Origin of the sequence: Bacillus sp. JCM 19034, assembly GCF_001310635.1 — a bacterium.
In the GTDB taxonomy this organism is placed as follows: Bacteria; Bacillota; Bacilli; order Bacillales; family Bacillaceae_D; genus Halalkalibacter.
Genome location: NZ_BAXR01000012.1, coordinates 38,420 through 58,806 on the forward strand (window position 1 = coordinate 38,420; position 20,387 = coordinate 58,806).

The following is a 20,387-nucleotide window of genomic DNA, read 5'->3' on the forward strand; positions in this document are numbered from 1 at the left end:
TCTCTATTGTAGTTTTCTAAAGGAGGAAAAAAAGTGTACAATAAAATAGAATCTTTTCCCCTTTTAAGGCAGGTGATATAAATGAAGGTGATTGATCATTATCATGTGTTAACGCAATCTCTAAAAGAAACGAACAAACCGATCCAAATTACACTTAAGCAGCTCTCAACGATTCTTCACTGTTCTATTCGAAATACAAAGATAATTTTAGCTAAAATGCAAACGCTAGGCTGGATTACTTGGCTCCCAGGGAGAGGCCGTGGAAATTATTCAACTATTTCACTAGATGCGGAGTTTGACTCGCTAGTTTTAGAGGAGGCGAGAAAATTATCATCCATTGATGATTCGATTGCATTCATTCAACAATACCAGCTAGCAGACGACGTACAACGGAACTTTATTTACTCGTTATTTTCAAATTTACAGCAAGGGGAAGAAACAAAGAACAGAGGAGAAAAAGATCGTCTTCTCTTTCCTTCTTATCGCCCCTTAGTGTTTCTTGATCCCTTTTATGTGAATCGTCGCTCAGAAAACCATGTGATGCGGCACATTTATAGCCAGTTAGTGGCCTATGATGAGGATAAGAAGTCTCACGAACCACATTTAGCTCATCACTATTGTCATCGTAACTTTACAGAGTGGACATTTTATTTACGAAAAGGGGTTACGTTTCATAATGGGAAAGAATTGACTGCATCTGATGTCTGTTACAGCTTTCTTAGACATAAACATTCCAGGTCAGCGTATTACTGGATTACTCATTGGATCGAGAATATCGCTAGTCTTGACCGATATACAGTACGATTCAACCTAAAAAAACCAGTTCCTCTCTTTCTTGATCTCGTCGCATCATTAGGTGGAAGCATCGTACCAGAAGGTTTTATGAATCAATCCGTTGGAACTGGTCCTTTTCAAGTACAGGAACAGTCAAACCACAAACTAACATTAGTTAATTTTTCAAATTATTTTTACCTGCGTCCCTTACTTGATGAGGTAACGATGTATTTTTTTCCTACTCTTTATGATAATCAACGTGGCACTCATTTCTCGGAATCTGTTAATTTCTATCATTATCCATATTCCGGTCCAAAAGCTGCCCAATTTAATCAGGATTCTGTGATCGATAAAGGAAGTAAGCTATTAACACTCAATATGAATAGAGAACGAATGAAAGATCCCTACTTACGGAAAGCGATCTACCTTGCATTAGATCCAGAACAATTAATAAAAGACTTAAATGGGAATCGATTTATACCTGCATCAAGGATGGATTCAAATTTGGAGAAGCTAGGCGATAAAAAGCTCAATAGAAATAAAGCCTCAGACTATTTAAAGCAAAGTCGATACAACGGAGAAACACTAGCCCTATATAGCTATACAGGAGCAGGAAATGAATTAGACGGAAAATGGATTCAAAAAAAGCTAGAGGAGTTAGGAATTTATTGCAGCCTACACATATATCCATACGAACAATTACAGCAGCTACCACTAAAAGAGCAATCTGATTTCCTACTTGGCGAACAACTCGCGGACGAAAGCAAAATCTACACTTATCTTTCTTCTTTAATTGGCAGTCACAGCCTTGCTTCCTATCATATGACAGATAATGTGAAGAAACAAATTGAAACATCATTTTTAGAAGCACGAAAAACAGAGGAGTGTATTGAGTCTTTCCAGTATATTGAGAAAAATTTAAGTCAGTCACATCATCTTATTTACTTATACCGGCTACAACAATTTGCTATTCACGAAGACCGCCTAGAGAATATCCATCTGAATGTGTTAGGATGGGTTGATTATACGAAGCTTTGGTATAGGGGCACTTTTGAAATATAAGGGGATAGGACATGAGGTAAAACTCTCACTTTATTGTTATATAAAGGTCTCGCTCGTGTTCTTGGACAATGCAAGACCTTTTTTAGTGTGTTTAACAACATACCAAAATCCTTTGTTAAATGAAGATGCCATTTTAAGCGAATAACTCCTAATTTAAATATTTTAAATAATGTCAACCTTCTCAATATCTTTAATAGACATATATGCGATAATGAGTCCAATAACTGCAAGAGCTGCTGGAATTGCTATAACATTAAATAAGGAAAATCCATTAAAGTTCGATCCTATTATACTAACTAGTAAAATCGTTGTTACAATTGTTGCCGGTACAGATTTTCTAATCATACCGAAGTAAAGTGGAATTAATCCTAGTCCTGCAGAAGATAATGCACTAAATAGTACCGTTACCACTTGCTCCGAAATAAACTTCATCGTTAGTGTGTCTGTAATGAAATGAGCAAAAGAATTTATTCCGTAAAAGGTAGCACTTATTATAAAGTTAGATAAAACAATGGCTAAAAACGTAAAGCTCGAAACGATGATAAGTTTAGCTAGGATGAACTTATGTCTCTTTATGGGATACATAAACATGAGATGCATTGTTTTATTTTTATATTCGTCAATGATCAACTCTGCAATGAGAACCCCAGAAAACACAATAAATGTTGTTCTTACCATCGTATCGATCAGCATGAACATCATTTCATAATTGTTAAAATAAGCATCGCCTTCTATCCTATCTATAATGGGTAAAAGACACGCTAATACGATTATAATGATATTTGCGATACACGCAGCTTTGACATAGCCAAACATTTTATGTTTTTTCATTTCTAATTTGAGTAATTTAAGCAATTTTGTCACCTCCATTAATTAAGGTTAAGAAGTAATCTTCTAAAGAATGTTTTTCACATTAATCGAGTTAATGGAAACGTTCTGTAAAATCAATGATTTTGAAACTTCATTTTGAGAAATTTGTGTTTCATATATTCTAATAATCGATTGGTCAATAATTTTGTAGTTTGAAATATTCAAGGAATCCTCTAAAACTAGGGCTGCTTTCTTACTATCGTTCGTACCAATTTCAATATAATTCGTATTTTTGTTTCTAATGTCCTCCATAGATACTTCTTCAACTAATCGCCCTTCACTAATAACACCAACCGTATCCGCAATCAATTCTATTTCTCCAAGGATATGACTTGATATAAGTAACGTTATTCCGTATTCTTTTGATAGCATTTGAAATAGGCTCCGTAACTCCTTGATACCAACAGGATCTAGTCCGTTTATCGGCTCATCAAGTATAAGTAGCTCAGGCTTAGTTATGATTGCTCTAGCAATCCCTAGCCTTTGCTTCATTCCGAGAGAAAAATCTTTTACTGCCCTATTATCAACATTTTTTAAATTTACTAAATCTAATGCCTGATCAATTGCTTTTTTATCATAATAGCCCATATACTCACAATGTAAATCTAAATTCTCTTTTGCGGTAAGCTTATCGTAAAACACAGGGTACTCAATAATACAACCAATTCGTTTCAACAACTCATATGAATGATTTGTTACTCGCTGACCAAACATATTGATTTCGCCACTTGTAGGCTTTACTAAATTCATGAGCATTTTCATAACCGTTGTTTTCCCTGCTCCATTTGGACCAAGAAACCCATAAATTTCCCCTTTCTTTACCTTCATATTGACATTTAATACGACTTCCTTTCCTTGAAATGCTTTTGTTAAGTGATTCGTTTGTAAAATGTATGTCATCTGATAACTCCTCTCTATTTTTCATATCTTCATGTTACTGAGGAGAACTTTCTTTTTTATTAATCAATTCTTACTTATTTCTTACGTTTTTTATTTAAATTAGTATGTAACTCGTTTAAGTTTAATCGTGAACATTGTTTTCTCAAACGGAATACTGGAGAGTGAAATTTCGCCACCTATTTCTTCTACTAATCGTTTGGTAATAGTCAACCCTAACCCGCTTCCTTGATATTGTTTATTTCTGGAGTCCTCAAGTGTATACATTCTATCAAATACTCGATCCTTATGACTGGCTTGAATGCCCTTTCCTCGATCCCAAATGTCAATGAAGATCGCTTCCTCATCGTATCGAACTTCAATACCAATGATGTTACCATCACTTCCATATCGAATGGCATTTGAAATAAGATTCTGTAAAATCCTATCAATCGCTGTTTCATTAGCAAATATGTAAAGTGGTTGGTCAGGTATAGAAACATCTACATCAAATCCTTTTGATGTTAACATATCATAAAAGGATAAGATGTTATTTCTACAAATTTCATTTATATCAAGACGGCAAATATGCATGTCCCTATCACCAGATTCTAATTTTGCTAAATCAAAAAATTTATTAATTAAATTCAACACTTCCTGTGATTTACGATTTACTTTCTCAAGCAGAGCTTTTCTTTCATTGTCAGATAGGCTTGAATCTTCCAGTACAATCTCAATACAGCCTAACACAACAGTTAAAGGCGTTTTAAGATCGTGCGAAATATTTGACAGCATTTTACGCATGGCTATCTCCGTTTTATTATAATTAGCAACAACCTTTTGATTATGTTCCAATAGACGATTCATCTCAATTAATAAAAGCTTCAAATTTGCATCATCTGTTTGTATAATCAGCTTTTCATCCGTTTTTTCTGTAAGAATTTGACTTAGCTTCTCTCGAACATATTGAAGGTCTGCTTGTTTTTTTCGAGCAGCTTTCACCTGTAGTAAAACGACTGTAAGTAAAATAAAAATAATGGAACCTAATAAAATATTCATATTAAAATTCTCCAAGCTTATAACCAATGCCCCATATCGTTTTAATGTACTGCGGATTAGAAGGGTCATCTTCAATCTTTTCTCGTAGCCGCCTCATGTGTACATTAATTACATTCTCATCCCTATAATAATCCTCTTTCCAAACAGATTGATAGATTTGCTCCTTTGTAAATACACGATTTGGTGAACTAATAAACATCTTTAAAATGAGAAATTCCTTCGATGTTAGCTTAACATCTCGATTTTCTTTCGTAACTAAATAATTATCTAAATCAACAGTTATCTTACCGATGTTAATGATCGTTGTTACTTCTTTTTCAACAGATTTGGAGTAGTTTTTAGCTCGTCGAATGGCAGCCTTCACTCTAGCTGTCAATTCAATCATAGAAAAGGGCTTCGTAATATAATCATCAGCTCCTAAGCCAAGACCTATCGCTTTATCCACCTCACTATCTTTTGCCGACATAATTAAGACAGGAATAACACTCTGTTCCCTTACGAACTGCAAAAAGTCCATTCCATTCCCCTTGGGCAACATTAGATCTAACAAAATTAAATCAAAGGCCTCAGCAGAAAAGTATTGTAGAGCAGCCTCGCCATCAAATGCTTGAATCACTTTGAAACCTTCCTTCATCATTTGACTCTTAACCATTTCACTAATTTCTAAATCATCTTCAACTAGCAATATTGAATTTGGCATCATTCTTCACCCCTATTAGAAAACCTAATAAGAATATACTTTCATACTTTTTATCACTTTTGCAAATTTTTTCTATCAATTGTAACTAAGAGGTAGTACACATTAGTGTTTAAATTTTGAAGATACTGAAAATGAAACAAGAAGAAGCGGGTAGAGCCAATTCGGCCATTACCCGCCCTAACGATATTTAATTAATTCTTAATGAATTACTTTAATAGTATCACTACCATAAAGAATTGTTCCATCTGCTAAATAGGCTGTTACTTCTACGTCAATATTACCGTTTAATCCTTCCATTGCTTGAATGATATCTTGTCTATCAAACTTTGCTTGCAAGCTATTATTCTTTTCCGATACACTTGTTGCCGTAATTGTAGAGTCATTCACTTTCAATTGAACATTATCTGTAACACCAACGTTGGCATCTGCTAAATCCATTATCACGTTAAAAGAATTAGCTTTTCCGTTAGATTTAAGATTCAGCGTTTTAGGTGTCACCTGAACATTCGTCTCTAATTTATCCACATAAATAGATGGCACCGGTGGCTCCTCCATATCATGGCCTATGAAAAAGCTCGGATGAGGTGGCTGATTATATGCAACATTTTGCCAAGCAATCGCTGTACGGTATTGTGGATCATGCATTAACGTATAGATTCTATGTTCTGTTACATCTGTTGTCGTATAAATACGCAACTCCGTATCATCTTCAGAAGGCCAAATCACTTCTTCACGCCAATCCCCGAACAAATCGGCTTGAAGTGCTGGGTTTCCTTTTGTCCAATTATTGGAACGAGTACCCTCTGGTACAAAAATCGTTTCTAATTCTTCCTTTTCCCAATTCCATTTATCGATTTTTCCAACCCCAGGTGGATTGTCTTCAGCGTTAAAATCGTGGTCTAATAATTCACGTAGTAAATCTCCATCCCACCAAATAGCAAAGTTTAACGACTTTGGTGCATTATTTGTGATTAGTTCACCTTCAACTGAATATAGACCACTAAGACCTTCTGAACCATCCCAACTATCCGAAGCCCAAAATTCTGCTCCATCATAACGCGGATCGATGTCCGCTATCATGCCACGTCCAACATCTGTTCCTGTATGTTCTCCAGCTAAAATCTCACCAGTTGCTGCATCACGCACTGCAAATCCATATGGAGCACTTGCCCATTCTTGAGTTGCAAAAATCTCCATACCAGGGCGATTCGGGTTAAATTTACCTACATGGAGTGCGTCCCCATGTCCCAAACCTGTTGTATAAAGTCCGGTACCATCATTATTGACAACCATCGCACCATAGACAATTTCATCCTTGCCATCTCCATCAACGTCGGCAATAGATAAGCTATGATTTCCTTGTCCAGCGTATCCTTCATTCCCAGGTTCATCACTGTCGAATACCCACCTCTTTGAAAGTTTGCCGTCTCTGAAGTCATAAGCAGCTAATACTGTTCGAGTATAATAACCTCGTGCCATTATCATACTTGGTCTCTCACCATCCAAATAAGCAACCCCAGCTAGAAAACGATCCACTCGGTTTCCATAGCAATCCCCCCAGTCACAAACATCTCCTCTAGGTGGGTAATAATCCACACGATCTAATTCCTTGCCAGTTTCACCATCAAAAATACTTAAATATTCTGGTCCTTCTAATATATATCCGCCTTCATTACGGTAATCTGCATTTGCGTCCCCAATAACAGCTCCTGTTCCATCCACAGTGCCGTCAGCAGTTTTCATCGCAACCTCAGCCTTACCGTCGCCATTAAAGTCATATACCAAAAACTGTGTATAATGAGCACCAGCTCTAATATTTTTTCCTAAGCCAATTCTCCATAGCAGTGTACCATCAAGTTTATAGGCATCTAGAAAAACTTCATCCGTAAAACCTGAGTGTGAATTGTCTTTCGCATTATTAGGCTCCCATTTCAATATAATTTCATATTGTCCGTCTCCATCCAAATCGCCAACGCTTGCGTCATTTGCATGATATTCAAGTGTTGGTGAAGGAATTAAGGTATCATCTACTTCATGGATTAATTCCCCATCTAGATACGTTTTTATGACCATACCAGATACTTCAACCTTAATGTCATACCAGCGATCCAATTCGATCGTACCAGAAACTTGTTCACCAATTGTTGATTTTGCACCTGATGCTGATTTTTCAATGGCATGCTGTGTATTTCCCCAGCCACCAAGATTTAGCCAATAATAATTTTCAGAATCCTGAACACCAAACAAAATCAACATACCTTCATCTCCGCCAGTTTTCCTGGCACGTAATTCAAGTGTGTAATTACTCCAATCAACGTCTCCAGCTACTGCACGAATATCCGTATCATTACTAGTTTGCTTGTACACACCGTCTTCTATTACCCATGTTTCACTGTTAGTACTCCATACGTCAGAGGAGTCTTCGCTAAAATCATCGGCAAACAATGTTTCCCCGTTGCTAGTGACTTTCACATCATCATACTCTACTTGCGTAGCCCATGAACCTAATCCGATTTTCCCGGAAATCTCCTCTGGGATATCGATCGGTTCCACTACCGATTCTACTTCTGGTTTTTGCAATGGAATACTCATATATTGCTCATTCCATACATCAACAGAATCCGATGGAGAAAGTTCTTTCCCATTCACAATGGCTTGTACAGAATAAGTGGAACTTTCATGACCCTCCTGATCGAGAAAGTTAGTACTTGATGTAATAGGAGATGAATTGATTTTTTCGTCATCACGATAAACATTAAAAGAAATATCTTCCGGATCGGTACCTAACATGCGCCATCCTACATAGATCCCTTCGTCGGTTTTAACCGCAACAACTCCTCGATCCAACTTTTCCATTTGTCTAAGTTGTTTTGTTTCTACTTTTGATCCTTCAGCCAAGGTAACATTTAATGGGAATAAAGAAACTAACATGACCATTACTGCTATCAATATTGTCATTCTTTTTGCCATAATCAAGTTCCTCACTTTCGAATAATTTTTAGAAACTTATCCAATGACGCTTCTCCTCCTATTCATAACCTCCCAATCTAGGAAAAAACGATTTTAGAAATCAATCCTTTGATGCATAACATATCACTTATTAACAGCCTCAAATTAAGCGCTTACAAAAAATAACTGGAATCAACATTTGACCCTTTTCTGTTCATTTGCTGGAAAACCAAAGCTGTTTCCCGAAACGGGTACATCGTTAGCAAAAATTCAATGCATGTACAACACAGTTAGAAAAAACGTTTGGTTTAATTAATTGGAACTTGAAACTGTACTAAAAAATAGGAATTTCCATAGAAGTTGAAGTCGTATAAAAGACCAGCAAAATCTAGTTGTAAATCGTATAATTTAATGAAACCGCATTCATTTTCTTTTGCATCTATCTATTTATAAAATTCACCTCCTCCTTCTCCGTTTATTTTGGATTATGGAATTCTTACGAGGTTATTTATAATAATAATCAAGTTAAACCCTTCAGTAAATTGAAAATATTGATAATCTCCCTTATTTTTGATAATCCAAAACCTCTTATCAACCATTCAAGGCCATTTTTAAAGGAAATAATCAAAATTAAAGGTTCTATGAAAAAGATTAATTGAACAATTAGAACGTCTATTAAAGGCATATTCAATGTTTAAAAAGAAAGCTACCTTTGTCGGGAATATAACCTTAAACAGTTACATCACAATTTAACTTCCATCTACCAAATCTAATATTCCATCGGTTGGAAGCACTAATGTTCCTCTATAATCTTTAGAATCAATTACAATAGTTTGAATCAATAACCAACAAGCAGTCAATTGGCAAATTTCCTCGCACAATACACTCTGCAATCCAAGTAAAAAACCACCCAATGTCTCTGCTCAAAAACTTGTGCCAACTCAACCGATACCTTTCTAAAAAATTCGTTTTTGTACCATATTAGTGATTTACCTTTGCGAATATCTAACATATCATTTTGTCCCCTGTGCAGTTTCATCTTAAAATATTTTTTCATTTCAGCTGAATATCTCGTTGATTATCCTTTATCTTAAATAGAAAAACTCCCGCAAGTCCTAAAACCCACGGAGAGTAATCATCGGCTCTCCTTTTTACTATTCATATGGATAGTCAGAAATGGCGACTCCTAATCGGATCGTTCAAGTTTAGATGGTTTTGGTTGTCCATGATTCTACGTCCCAAATATCTGTTACTACGTCTTGGTAAAAATCAGGTTCATGAGAGATAAGGACAATACTTCCCTTATACGATTTCAAAGCTCGTTTTAGCTCAGCTTTTGCATCTTTATCCAAATGGTTGGTTGGCTCATCAAAAACAAGGATATTGCTTTCTTCGTTAAGGAGCTTACATAACCGGACTTTCGCTTGCTCTCCACCACTTAATACGGATATTTTACTTTCAATATGTTTTCTAGTTAACCCACATCTCGCAAGAGCAGCGCGTACCTGTCCTTGGCTTAACTGAGGAAACGTATTCGATATTTCTTCGATGCACGTGTTTTGATTTTCCGTTTTCACTTCTTGTTCAAAATACCCAATATACTGATGTTCACCGCGTTCAAGTGAACCAGAAAGAGATTTTATTTCTCCGAGCATGCTACGAAGGAGTGTAGTCTTACCAATCCCATTCGCTCCAACTAATGCCACTTTTTGTCCACGCTCTATATAAAGATTTAACGGCTTTGATAGTGGCTCATCGTACCCAATGACAAATTCTTTCGTCTCAACAATTAATTTACCTGAGGTTCTTGCTTCTTTAAAGTTGAAATCAGGTTTTGGTCGTTCCTGTGCTATTTCAATAACATCCATTTTATCGAGTTTTTTCTGTCTCGACATGGCAAGGCTGCTGGTAGATGCCCTTGCCTTATTACGGGCTACAAAATCTTTTAAACTAGCAATTTCTGATTGTTGTCTCTTAAAGGCAGCTTCAACTTGTATTTTTTTAGCTTCATAGGCAATAAGGAAATGGTTGTAATCACCCACGTAGCGATTTAATTTCTGATTTTCTAAATGGTAGATCACATTTGCAACGCTATTAAGAAATGGAATATCATGAGAAATTAATAAAAAAGCATTATCGTATTCTTGCAGGTATTGACTTAACCACTGAATGTGTTGTTCGTCTAAATAGTTTGTAGGCTCATCTAAAAGAAGAATATCTGGTTTCTCAAGTAAAAGCTTGGCTAATAAAACCTTCGTTCGTTGCCCACCGCTTAAATCATGAACATCTTTTTCTAATCCTATACCATCAATTCCAAGACCACGTGCCACTTCTTCTACCTTAGAATCAATAATATAGAAATCATTATTTGTTAATATGTCTTGTAATGTACCAACTTCCTCTAACAACTTTTCCATTTCTTCAGGTGTAACGTCTGAAATCTTTTCATAAATGGTATTAATATTCGTTTCAACGTCAAAGAGATATTGAAAAGCCGTTTTTAATACGTCACGGATTGACATTCCCTTTTGTAAAACCGTATGTTGATCAAGATAACCGACTCGTTTATGCTTTGACCACTCTATTTTTCCATCGTCAGGCTGAAGTTGCCCTGTAATGATATTCATAAACGTCGATTTACCTTCGCCGTTTGCCCCAATTAAAGCTATATGTTCACCTTTTAACAAGCGGAAGGAAACATTATCAAAGATCGTACGATCGCCAAATCCGTGGTTTAGGTCTGTAACCGTTAATACACTCATATATTTAACCTCATTTAAATTTCATTTTATTTTGTTTTGTTTCGTTTAGTTTAGGAATATTATAAAATCGTTCATCTGATTGTTATAGTCCAATATTGAACTATAACACAGAAAATGGAATAGTTGAATGGAGTAAATTTGGAAACAAAGGGATGGTTCTCTTGTTTTCCCCACCCAATGCTTCTTGATTACAGAGAAATGCAGCATTAGGATCATTTCTTCCACTACATGAATGCCTTATTGTTGAACTCCCCCGCCTTAAAGGATATTTTTCATAAAAGCTATATTTATCCCTTCTATTTTCCTTCTTCATTCCTGTATTTTTAACTGTATAATAATCTTGTTAAATCCTTTAAAGGAGAATTTATATGAATCAGAAAGAATTGGAAGAAAAAATAATTGAAAACTACCAAGGTCAAGAAAAGATCATGATCGACGATCCAATACCACTCACACTCTTGTAGTAGTTTCAGACCACTTTAATCTAAAAAATGTTTACGAAGATAAACGGGTAAATAATATCCTGTATTATACAGGTATAGGCTAAATTGGAGTTCGGGTTTTAGAATGGAATCAAAACAAGACACTCCCACTAATAATAGTTGGGAGCTCCTATAACAATCCCAGAGGAGGTATTGGCAGAAACATATAATAAAAAGGAAAAGCAGGCAAATAAACTCTACGGCAATGAACTAAAAAAACGGGCTAAATTAGCATCCAAAAGCACTAGGGACCTAAAAAACAATTTGCTCGTCAGTGAAAACATAAATCTTCACATCTTCTTTTTGCCGCTTTACTTTGTGAGTAGGATTGCTTTTAATGACTTCACACTCAATCATATAATTTAATAATGCACGTATTCTCATGAGTTTCGTGTTAATCGTTCCTTCCTTATTTCCCTTTCCCCTGACACCCACAAAGGTTATTGCTTAATGTGGCTGTACTTCATATCTTCTACGTTTACTACTTCGTTCTCGATGTAATAACTCACAAATTCACCAAGCATCGTTTGATAATTTCTTATATTGACCTCAGTCGTGTTTTTAAAACGCCTGTCGTCTAAGAAATCTCGATATGTAAATTTCAACAACAAAAAGACTACCTCCTTAAAATTAGGAAGTAGTCATACTTTAGAAATAAATCATTTTCGTGACTAGTTCTCAGAATGGGCGAAAAATAGCTTTAACTATTTTTCAGATGCTTGGCTTAAAAGCCTTTACATCATGCCGCCCATTCCACCCATGCCGCCCATGTCAGGCATACCGCCACCAGCAGCACCTTCTTCTTCTGGCTTATCAGCGATAACAGCTTCTGTTGTTAAGAACATAGCTGATACACTTGCAGCGTGTTGAAGTGCAGAACGAGTTACTTTTGTAGGGTCAACGATTCCTGTTTCAACCATGTTTACCCATTCACCAGTAGCTGCGTTAAATCCGTTACCAGTAGGTTCGCCTTTAAGCTTTTCTACGATAACTGATCCTTCAAGACCAGCGTTGTGAGCGATTTGGCGAACTGGCTCTTCAAGTGCACGTAATACGATGTTAACACCTGTTGCTTCGTCACCTTCAGCATCGACTGCTTTAACAGCTTCAATAACATTAATTAGTGCCGTACCACCACCAGCTACGATACCTTCTTCAACTGCAGCACGTGTTGAGTTAAGAGCATCTTCAATGCGAAGCTTACGCTCTTTCATTTCAGTTTCAGTAGCAGCACCAACTTTAAGAACTGCAACACCGCCAGCTAATTTAGCTAAGCGCTCTTGAAGCTTTTCTTTATCGAATTCAGAAGTTGTTTCTTCGATTTGAGCTTTAATTTGGTTTACACGAGCACTAATTTCTGCTGAATCTCCAGCACCTTCAACGATTGTTGTATTTTCTTTTGTTACAACAACTTTTCCAGCACGACCTAATTGATCGATTGTTGCTGACTTAAGGTCTAAGCCAAGATCTTCTGTAATCACTTCACCGCCAGTAAGAGCTGCGATATCTTCAAGCATTGCTTTACGACGATCACCGAATCCAGGTGCTTTAACTGCTACTGCGTTAAATGTACCACGAAGCTTATTTACAACTAAAGTTGCTAGAGCTTCACCTTCTACATCTTCAGCAATGATTAAAATTGGCTTACCTTGTTGTACAACTTGCTCAAGAACTGGTAGAACTTCTTGAATATTAGTGATCTTCTTATCTGTAATAAGAATGTATGGATTATCAAGAACTGCTTCCATCTTATCAGAGTCTGTTACCATGTATGGAGATGCATATCCACGATCAAATTGCATACCTTCAACTACTTCAAGCTCTGTTGAGAATCCTTTAGACTCTTCAATTGTAATAACACCATCGTTTCCAACGCGTTCCATCGCTTCAGCAATGATGTTACCAACAGAATCATCAGCAGATGAAATTGCAGCAACTTGTGCGATAGACTCTCTGCCTTCAATTGGCTTAGAAATCTTCTTAAGCTCTTCTACAGCAGCATTCGTTGCTTTTTCAATTCCTTTACGGATAACCATTGGGTTTGCACCAGACGTTACATTTTTAAGTCCTTCACGAATCATTGATTGTGCAAGAACTGTTGCTGTTGTCGTACCATCCCAGCGATATCATTAGTTTTACTTGCAACTTCTGCAACAAGCTTAGCACCCATGTTTTCGAATGCATCTTCAAGCTCAATTTCTTTAGCAATTGTTACACCATCGTTTGTAATTAATGGTGAACCAAATTTCTTTTCAAGTACAACGTTACGTCCTTTTGGACCAAGTGTTACTTTAACCGCATCCGCTAGAGCATCTACACCTCTTAGCATTGCACGACGAGCATCTTCGCTAAATTTAATATCTTTTGCCATGATTTCAACCTCCTAATTTTTTTATATGTAGTTCTTGTTTCTTAACCGATGATAGCAAGAACGTCACTTTCTCTTAAGATAAGGTATTCTTTACCTTCATATTTCACTTCTGTTCCAGCATATTTTGAGAAGATAATGGAATCTCCTGTACTTACTTCAAGATCAATACGCTCACCGTTGTCTGTTACACGCCCAGTTCCAACAGCCACGACCTTTCCTTCTTGAGGCTTTTCCTTTGCAGAATCGGGAAGTACAATCCCACTCGCCGTTTTTTCCTCAGATTCAACTATTTCAATTACAATACGATCACCTAATGGTTTTAACAAGGAAAACACCCTCCTTCAAAATGTATATATTTTTTATTAGCACTCAACGTCACCGAGTGCTAACACAATTATTATAATAATCATATCTACTCTATTTTGCAAGTATTTCACCAAAAAAAATTTCGTCAATTTCACCTAAAGTTTTCCTATTATAGTCATATGTATGTACAACATCATTATCATTCCCTAGCTTATCTATGAATATTCTCTTAATAGATAATTCGCCATATTTTCAAATCTTCCTTGTACATACTTTTTACTTTGATATGATACAATATTAAAAGTTGCATTTTCGGCGAAACTTCAGAAAAAGGAGCTTAGCACATTGAATATACGTTATTGGTGGATAATTATTACATTTTTATTGATTCAATTCTCATTCCTACCTGGATTCTTTATTTTACGAAATTTTAATATCGATCCAAATCAGATCTTCGGCATGTGGAATGTCATTGCTTTTTCAATTGGGTTTATTGTGATGCTTCTCTTATTAAGAAAAGACATGCAAGAGAGACATTCCGTTAGTAATCGCTCATCTCGGGGTGACGCAATTATTTGGTCGTTAATCGGTATTTTTATGGCATTTGGTTCGCAATATGCTGCTGCCTTTATTCAAATGACGATCTTCGGGTTTGAACCAGGCTCTGAGAATACGGAAATGATTGTTGAATATGCAAAAGCCTTTCCGTTGTTTATTATCGTTGTTGCAGTACTTGGCCCTATCATAGAAGAAATTGTTTTCCGTCTTGTTATTTTTGGGTCACTATATAAACGTTTTAACTTTTGGATTGCAGGTCTTTTAAGTTCTCTTATATTCGCTGCTCTACATAACGATTTTGAGAATTTATTAGTCTACACAGCGATGGGACTTACTTTTGCCTTCCTCTATGTTAAAACAAAACGAATTATTGTCCCAATTATTGCCCATGTGGCCATTAACCTTTTTGTTGCTCTCGTTAATGTTGTATTTGCAGAACAAATTAATGACATGCTAGAAGAAATAGAACAACAACAAGAAGTTCAACAACAAGTATTACAATTTATTGGAGGATTATTATGAGAGCTTCACCTATTACAATGGCTATCGTTTATTTTGTCATTGGTGTTTTACTCGTTTTCTTTGCTATTCAACATGTGAATGCTGCCGGCTGGAACTTCTGGGCCTACTTAATAGTCGCTTTGCCACAATTGAATTTATGATTGCCTTTCGCTTCTATCGTTTACGAAAAGTAATCAAAAAAATCCAAGACCAAAACAAGAAGGATAAGTAAGAAAAAACATTATACATTTTTCCGACAAACTTGTACGCTGATCCTTTCTGTACAAAGAATTATGCCCTTAAAGGAAATTCTTCTCCTTTAAGGGCTCTTTTACATTTTATTACACTAACTCTTTTACTTTCCTAAAGCTTCATTGAAAGCTTGGTTTTCATGTAGGAGGTTTTTCTTAGGGAATTTAATTAAATTCCTTAAATAAGGTAACACCCAGCGGTCGCCCCCATATCGGCCTGCGTTCGCCCCTGCAGCCATTATAAACATTGCCACGATAATCATTAACGGGTTAGTAGAAACAGTTCCAGCGAACAAGAAAGACATATTCATGACAACACCGAAGAAAGCGGCTGCTGAAGTTAGAACTCCTAAAATTAATCCTAACCCAACTAGCACCTCACCCCAAGCGACAACAACACTAAATACATCTGCGTTCGGTATTGCAAAGTTCTCTAAGAAGGCAACATAAGCTGGATAGATCACTTCTTCCCCTTTCATAACAGGGTTAGCAACTGAACCTTGTAGAAAACCTCCTGCGTTGAACTCACCAATTACTTTTCCCCATCCAGAGCTTAACCAAGCCCATCCTAAATATAATCGCAAAAACACCATAATGATAGCAGCTACTTTACTTTCTCTTAAAAATTGTCCAAACATTTTTCATTCCTCCTTAATTATGCTCATTGTTTCACAAGTGATTGTGAATTATTTCACAATCTCTTTACAGTTATAGTATAAGCTGTTGAGTAAGATTTTGCTATATAAAATAACGATTGTTCAAACTTTGTTCAATATTTCACAAACTTTAACGTATCCTACCTTCTTATGAGGATAAAGGCAGAAAAGAAGCTTAGATTCAGTCCAAGCTTCTCCTTAATCAAGTTACTTATTCTCTTGTTCTCTTTCCTGCTCTGCCTTTAATACTTTACGATAAGTGATTTTCGAAACCCATATACTAAATTCATATAAAAGCAAAAGTGGTAATGTGACCATTAAATGTGATAATAATTCGGGTGGTGTAATAAAGCCGGCAACAACGAGTAACAGGAAATAAGCAAATTTCCGTACTTGCTTTAAAAAATCTGGTGTTAACAAACCGAGACGTGTAAAGAACATTACGACAACAGGCAGCTGGAATAGTATCCCAAATGGTAATGTTACTTGAAATAAAAATGAAAAATACTCATTAATACCATACTGCTCCGTAATCCCTAATCTTTCTGAGAGATTACTCATAAACTGGACTAAGAAAGGAAATAAAACGAAATAAGCAAACGAAATCCCTGTTAAAAGCAATAGAAAAGCAAATGGAATGTAAGCTAGCGTTGCTTTTTGCTCATTTTCATGTAATCCACTTAACAAACGCCCAAAGCTGGTACAAGATAACCGGAAAAGTTAAGATAAGCGCAGTAGCGAACGCAAACGTCATAAAGATCCGAATTGGATCAGTCATTTTAAAGGCATTCATCGGCAAATCCTGTGCAGTTGGCGTACTTTGTAAATACGTAATTAACGGAGTAGCTAAAAAGAAGCCGGCAATAAGAGCGATTATGAAGATGACGAGTGTAATGATAATTCTCCGTCTCAACTCCACAATATGATCCATTACCGACATGTCTCTTTGATTCATCTATATACCCTTCCTACTAGGCTTAGTCATTTTTTTTCTTATTATCATCTTCATCAGCAAGTCCCTTTGTCGCATTCTTAAACTCACGCAACGTATTTCCTGCTGCTTTTCCAAGCTCAGGTAACTTCTTCGGGCCAAAGATGAGCAAAGCGACTATCGCAATTAATACAATACTACCTGCACCTAATCCTCCCATAGGTACACCTCCTTGTCCATCCCATTATACAGGATAATGTTTTAAAAAATAAACCAATGCTTGTAATTCAACAGAAAGATCAATATGGTGCACGCGAACAGAACTTGGTACATCTAAACGTGCTGGTGTAAAGTTTAATATTCCCTGTATACCAATTTCAACTAACTGATCCGCCATTTTCTGTGCAACTGAAACTGGAACAGTCAAAATCGCGACAGAAATTTCGTTTGGATCAATGTTTTTCATTTCGTCAAGGTGGCGTATCGTTACACCGCCCACCTCAGTACCAATTTTTGAAGCGTCCACATCAAATGCCGTGACAATTTGTGTATTATTATTTTTAGAGAAATTATAATGTAAAAAAGCCGTACCTAAATTACCGACCCCAACTAACATAACCTTTGTTACCTCATCTTGATCTAGCGTCTTTCGGAAAAAGGACAGCAAGTAATTGACATTATAGCCATATCCCTTCTTACCAAGTGCACCAAAATAAGAAAAATCTCGACGAATCGTCGCAGAATCTACTTTCACAGCCTCACTTAATTCCGTTGACGAAACACGTTGTTTGCCTGATGATTGCAAATTTTCAAGAAAGCGGTAGTAAAGCGGGAGACGTTTTGCTGTTGCTTGCGGAATTTTTGTATGATCCGAATTCATTTCAAGCCTCCCTTTCATCATTCAAATTGTTACTTTGTTATTGTACACTATTTCACAATTGCTTGTCATTCGTTTGCAGCGTTGTTCAATAAGTTGTTGAAAGATTCATTCTACGTTACACTTATAATTGAAGCAATAAATCGTGTTCCTGCAAGATTTTAACCCTAAATAAAATGAAGCATGTGAACACATTCCTTATTAGATAAAAAGCTAATTATGATAGATGAGAGTAGGAATAGTTCAAATGATTATTTTACAATGCAACAACCTTACTAAATCATTCGGTGCCGAGCCGATATTATCAGCAATTAAACTAGAAATTCAAACAGGCGATCGGGTAGGTCTTGTTGGTCGAAATGGAGCAGGAAAATCAACATTACTTAAAATCATCGCCGGACAGCTATCATATGATAGTGGTGATCTAATGAAACCAAAAGGGGTCGAGATTGGTTATTTAGCTCAAGATACAGGGTTAGAATCACAATTATCGATATGGGACGAAATGTTATCTGTTTTTAAACCATTGCAACAACTAGAAAAGCAAATTCGTTCAATAGAGGAGAAAATGGCTAATCCAGAATATTTTGAAACCCCCTCCCTATACGATAAACTCCTTAAAGAATATGACGAAAAGCAGTTAGAATTTAAAGATAAGGGTGGTTTTCAATATGAATCTGATATTCGCAGCGTGTTAGCTGGAATGAATTTCGCAGAATTTGATTACTCAACGAAAATCTCCAACTTATCAGGAGGACAAAAGACTAGACTCGCACTTGCGAAGCTCCTCTTAACAAAACCTGACCTTCTCATATTGGATGAACCAACAAACCATTTAGATATTGAGACATTAACGTGGCTAGAAAATTACTTGTCTGGATACAAAGGAGCAATCTTAATTGTTTCCCATGACCGTTACTTTCTTGATCGAATCGTTACGCAAATCGTTGAAATTTCAAGAACTTATTCACGAAAATATACAGGCAACTATAGTGCGTATTTAGAGGAAAAAGCGAAGCAATATGAACTAGATTTAAAACAATTCGAAAGACAGCAAAGCGAAATCGCAAAGCTTGAGGATTTTGTTCAACGTAATCTCGCCCGTGCTTCTACGACCAAACGCGCTCAAAGTCGTAGAAAACAATTGGAGCGTATGGACAAGCTTGATCGTCCAACAGGTTCTGAAAAATCCGCTTCCTTCTCATTTGAGATCGAGCGCCAAAGCGGCAATGAAGTTCTTCGTGTTGATAATTTAACTGTTGCTTATAACGAAACGACTATCTTCAGTCAGCTTAAACTAGCTATTAATCGTGGAGAGAGTGTAGCATTAATTGGACCTAATGGAGCGGGAAAGTCTACATTACTAAAGGCGATTATTGGTAAACTCCTTAAGCAGCAAGGAACGATTCGACTTGGGAGTAATGTTAAGGTTGGCTATTATGACCAAGAACAAGCCAATTTGAAATCTAATAAACTCGTTCTCCAAGAATTGTGGGACGAACATCCTCTCCTCCCAGAAAAAGAGATTCGAACCGTCTTAGGCAACTTCTTATTTAGTGGTGATGATGTACTAAAGCCCGTTTCAACATTAAGTGGAGGCGAAAAAGCAAGACTTGCCTTAGCAAAGCTAATGATGGAGAAGGCTAATTTCCTTATTCTCGATGAGCCAACTAACCATCTTGATCTTGATGCAAAGGAAGTACTGGAAAATGCCTTAATCGATTACCCAGGAACGTTATTATTTGTATCTCATGATCGCTACTTCCTTAACCGCATAGCTACCCGGATGGCTGAATTAGAAAATGGTGTCATTACTGATTATCTAGGTGATTATGATTACTATGTTGAGAAAAAAGAGGAAACGAAGCAACGAGAACTTTTAATTGAACGAGATCAAAAGTCTCAAGAAGCCCTACCAGCACAAAAAGATAAACAAGCTTATGAGTTAGATAAAGAACAAAAGAAACGTGAACGCCAACGAACACGGCGAATTGCCGAAATTGAACGACAAATGGAAGAGACCGAGGCACTAATAGCAGCAAATGAAGAAGCTCTATGTGATCCAGAGATCTATTCAAATCACGAACGTGCTCAAGAAATTCAAGAACAAATTGACAACGGCAATGATCAACTCGAAGCTCTAATGGATGAATGGGAACAGCTTCAAGATTGACAAGGAAAAACGAAGCCACTACACGCGTACGGCTTCGTTTTTTTCCTTTCTAAATCCTGATTCTGTGATAACCAGTAGTAATGTGTTGAGACAACAGCAAACATTGATATCGCAGCTGCGACTACTCCTGAATCATTTAACACACATAAAGCTACAGATGCAACAACTCCAGTTTGTAAAAACAACCGCTTTTCCTCATCGGGAAGCTGGATTTGTTTAATCCACAAAA

Annotated in this window: 16 protein-coding genes and 4 pseudogenes; 4 read left to right on the forward strand and 16 right to left on the reverse strand. The window is 36.5% G+C overall.

The genetic code is table 11. The features are described from left to right. Positions 1–81: 81 nt before the first annotated feature. On the forward strand, positions 82–1,836 hold the full coding sequence (locus tag JCM19034_RS14965) for an ABC transporter substrate-binding protein (protein WP_062050986.1): 1,755 nt from the start codon (positions 82–84) through the stop codon (positions 1,834–1,836). Positions 1,837–1,998: 162 nt separating this feature from the next. On the opposite strand, the gene JCM19034_RS14970 is transcribed toward JCM19034_RS14965, so the two are convergent. From JCM19034_RS14970 to groES, 11 genes and pseudogenes are all read right to left on the reverse strand, one after another. After that, positions 1,999–2,691: an ABC transporter permease gene (locus JCM19034_RS14970; protein WP_062050988.1), complete on the reverse strand. Its 693-nt coding sequence runs from the start codon at positions 2,689–2,691 to the stop codon at positions 1,999–2,001. Continuing rightward, positions 2,684–3,606: pseudogene (locus JCM19034_RS14975) on the reverse strand (ABC transporter ATP-binding protein). The gene JCM19034_RS14970 and the pseudogene JCM19034_RS14975 overlap by 8 nt, the downstream one beginning before the upstream one ends. Before the next feature lie 99 nt (positions 3,607–3,705). Further along, a complete protein-coding gene (locus tag JCM19034_RS14980; protein ID WP_062050990.1) occupies positions 3,706–4,641 on the reverse strand; it encodes a sensor histidine kinase KdpD in 936 nt (311 codons plus the stop codon). Position 4,642: 1 nt separating this feature from the next. Then, positions 4,643–5,341, reverse strand: a complete 699-nt coding sequence (locus JCM19034_RS14985) for a response regulator transcription factor (protein WP_062050992.1) — start codon at positions 5,339–5,341, stop codon at positions 4,643–4,645. Positions 5,342–5,539: 198 nt separating this feature from the next. Continuing rightward, complete coding sequence (locus tag JCM19034_RS21880) at positions 5,540–7,933, reverse strand: family 16 glycoside hydrolase (protein ID WP_231686983.1); 2,394 nt, start codon at positions 7,931–7,933, stop codon at positions 5,540–5,542. Between the two features lie 24 nt (positions 7,934–7,957). Further along, positions 7,958–8,311, reverse strand: a pseudogene (locus JCM19034_RS25195) (rhamnogalacturonan lyase); the annotation flags it as partial. A 1,184-nt stretch (positions 8,312–9,495) separates the two neighbouring features. Continuing rightward, entirely contained in the window at positions 9,496–11,052 is a 1,557-nt protein-coding gene (locus JCM19034_RS14995) for an ABC-F family ATP-binding cassette domain-containing protein (RefSeq protein ID WP_062050996.1), read from the reverse strand. 734 nt (positions 11,053–11,786) lie between these two features. Then, entirely contained in the window at positions 11,787–11,918 is a 132-nt protein-coding gene (locus JCM19034_RS25200; RefSeq protein WP_370622066.1) for a hypothetical protein, read from the reverse strand. Between the two features lie 56 nt (positions 11,919–11,974). Continuing rightward, entirely contained in the window at positions 11,975–12,145 is a 171-nt protein-coding gene (locus JCM19034_RS22350; RefSeq protein WP_197276415.1) for a hypothetical protein, read from the reverse strand. A 123-nt stretch (positions 12,146–12,268) separates the two neighbouring features. Continuing rightward, a pseudogene (gene groL / locus JCM19034_RS15005) lies at positions 12,269–13,905 on the reverse strand (chaperonin GroEL). A gap of 41 nt (positions 13,906–13,946) precedes the next feature. Continuing rightward, positions 13,947–14,231 carry a co-chaperone GroES gene (groES, locus tag JCM19034_RS15010; protein WP_062051000.1) on the reverse strand — a complete coding sequence of 95 codons (285 nt, stop codon included), beginning with the start codon at positions 14,229–14,231 and terminating at the stop codon, positions 13,947–13,949. 325 nt (positions 14,232–14,556) lie between these two features. Here groES and JCM19034_RS15015 point away from each other — a divergent pair, with 325 nt between their 5' ends. Together JCM19034_RS15015 and JCM19034_RS15020 are read left to right on the forward strand one after the other, a co-directional pair. Beyond that, positions 14,557–15,291, forward strand: coding sequence for a CPBP family intramembrane glutamic endopeptidase (locus tag JCM19034_RS15015; protein ID WP_062051001.1), 735 nt, complete (start codon positions 14,557–14,559; stop codon positions 15,289–15,291). Continuing rightward, positions 15,288–15,431, forward strand: a complete 144-nt coding sequence (locus JCM19034_RS15020) for a DUF4305 domain-containing protein (RefSeq protein ID WP_231686982.1) — start codon at positions 15,288–15,290, stop codon at positions 15,429–15,431. The genes JCM19034_RS15015 and JCM19034_RS15020 overlap by 4 nt, the downstream gene beginning before the upstream one ends. Before the next feature lie 194 nt (positions 15,432–15,625). Here the strand turns inward: JCM19034_RS15020 and JCM19034_RS15025 are convergent, their stop codons facing one another. The 4 genes and pseudogenes from JCM19034_RS15025 to JCM19034_RS15040 all read right to left on the reverse strand — a co-directional run bounded on the left by JCM19034_RS15025 (position 15,626) and on the right by JCM19034_RS15040 (position 17,988). Next, positions 15,626–16,159: a DoxX family protein gene (locus JCM19034_RS15025; RefSeq protein ID WP_062051003.1), complete on the reverse strand. Its 534-nt coding sequence runs from the start codon at positions 16,157–16,159 to the stop codon at positions 15,626–15,628. A 225-nt stretch (positions 16,160–16,384) separates the two neighbouring features. Next, positions 16,385–17,132 (reverse strand): annotated as a pseudogene (gene tatC, locus JCM19034_RS15030) (twin-arginine translocase subunit TatC). A 22-nt stretch (positions 17,133–17,154) separates the two neighbouring features. Then, positions 17,155–17,328 carry a twin-arginine translocase TatA/TatE family subunit gene (locus tag JCM19034_RS15035; RefSeq protein ID WP_062051005.1) on the reverse strand — a complete coding sequence of 58 codons (174 nt, stop codon included), beginning with the start codon at positions 17,326–17,328 and terminating at the stop codon, positions 17,155–17,157. A 24-nt stretch (positions 17,329–17,352) separates the two neighbouring features. Further along, the gene (locus tag JCM19034_RS15040; RefSeq protein ID WP_062051007.1) at positions 17,353–17,988 is read right to left on the reverse strand and encodes a redox-sensing transcriptional repressor Rex; all 636 of its coding nucleotides are present in this window, start codon (positions 17,986–17,988) and stop codon (positions 17,353–17,355) included. Positions 17,989–18,232: 244 nt separating this feature from the next. On the opposite strand from JCM19034_RS15040, the gene JCM19034_RS15045 reads away from it, so the two are divergent. Beyond that, the gene (locus tag JCM19034_RS15045; protein WP_062051009.1) at positions 18,233–20,158 is read left to right on the forward strand and encodes an ABC-F family ATP-binding cassette domain-containing protein; all 1,926 of its coding nucleotides are present in this window, start codon (positions 18,233–18,235) and stop codon (positions 20,156–20,158) included. Here JCM19034_RS15045 and JCM19034_RS22355 read toward each other — a convergent pair. Next, positions 20,149–20,385, reverse strand: a complete 237-nt coding sequence (locus JCM19034_RS22355) for a hypothetical protein (protein ID WP_197276416.1) — start codon at positions 20,383–20,385, stop codon at positions 20,149–20,151. The genes JCM19034_RS15045 and JCM19034_RS22355 overlap by 10 nt on opposite strands. Positions 20,386–20,387 lie beyond the last annotated feature (2 nt).

What these genes read in the sequence shown, in the direction of transcription:
- JCM19034_RS14965 (WP_062050986.1), top strand. Translation starts at nt 82, where the DNA reads ATGAAGGTGATTGATCATTATCATGTGTTAACGCAATCTCTAAAAGAA.
- JCM19034_RS14980 (WP_062050990.1), bottom strand. Translation starts at nt 4,641, where the DNA reads ATGAATATTTTATTAGGTTCCATTATTTTTATTTTACTTACAGTCGTT.
- JCM19034_RS14985 (WP_062050992.1), bottom strand. Translation starts at nt 5,341, where the DNA reads ATGCCAAATTCAATATTGCTAGTTGAAGATGATTTAGAAATTAGTGAA.
- JCM19034_RS21880 (WP_231686983.1), bottom strand. Translation starts at nt 7,933, where the DNA reads ATGAGTATTCCATTGCAAAAACCAGAAGTAGAATCGGTAGTGGAACCG.
- JCM19034_RS14995 (WP_062050996.1), bottom strand. Translation starts at nt 11,052, where the DNA reads ATGAGTGTATTAACGGTTACAGACCTAAACCACGGATTTGGCGATCGT.
- JCM19034_RS25200 (WP_370622066.1), bottom strand. Translation starts at nt 11,918, where the DNA reads ATGAGAATACGTGCATTATTAAATTATATGATTGAGTGTGAAGTCATT.
- JCM19034_RS15020 (WP_231686982.1), top strand. Translation starts at nt 15,288, where the DNA reads ATGAGAGCTTCACCTATTACAATGGCTATCGTTTATTTTGTCATTGGT.
- JCM19034_RS15025 (WP_062051003.1), bottom strand. Translation starts at nt 16,159, where the DNA reads ATGTTTGGACAATTTTTAAGAGAAAGTAAAGTAGCTGCTATCATTATG.
- JCM19034_RS15035 (WP_062051005.1), bottom strand. Translation starts at nt 17,328, where the DNA reads ATGGGAGGATTAGGTGCAGGTAGTATTGTATTAATTGCGATAGTCGCT.
- JCM19034_RS15040 (WP_062051007.1), bottom strand. Translation starts at nt 17,988, where the DNA reads ATGAATTCGGATCATACAAAAATTCCGCAAGCAACAGCAAAACGTCTC.
- JCM19034_RS15045 (WP_062051009.1), top strand. Translation starts at nt 18,233, where the DNA reads ATGATTATTTTACAATGCAACAACCTTACTAAATCATTCGGTGCCGAG.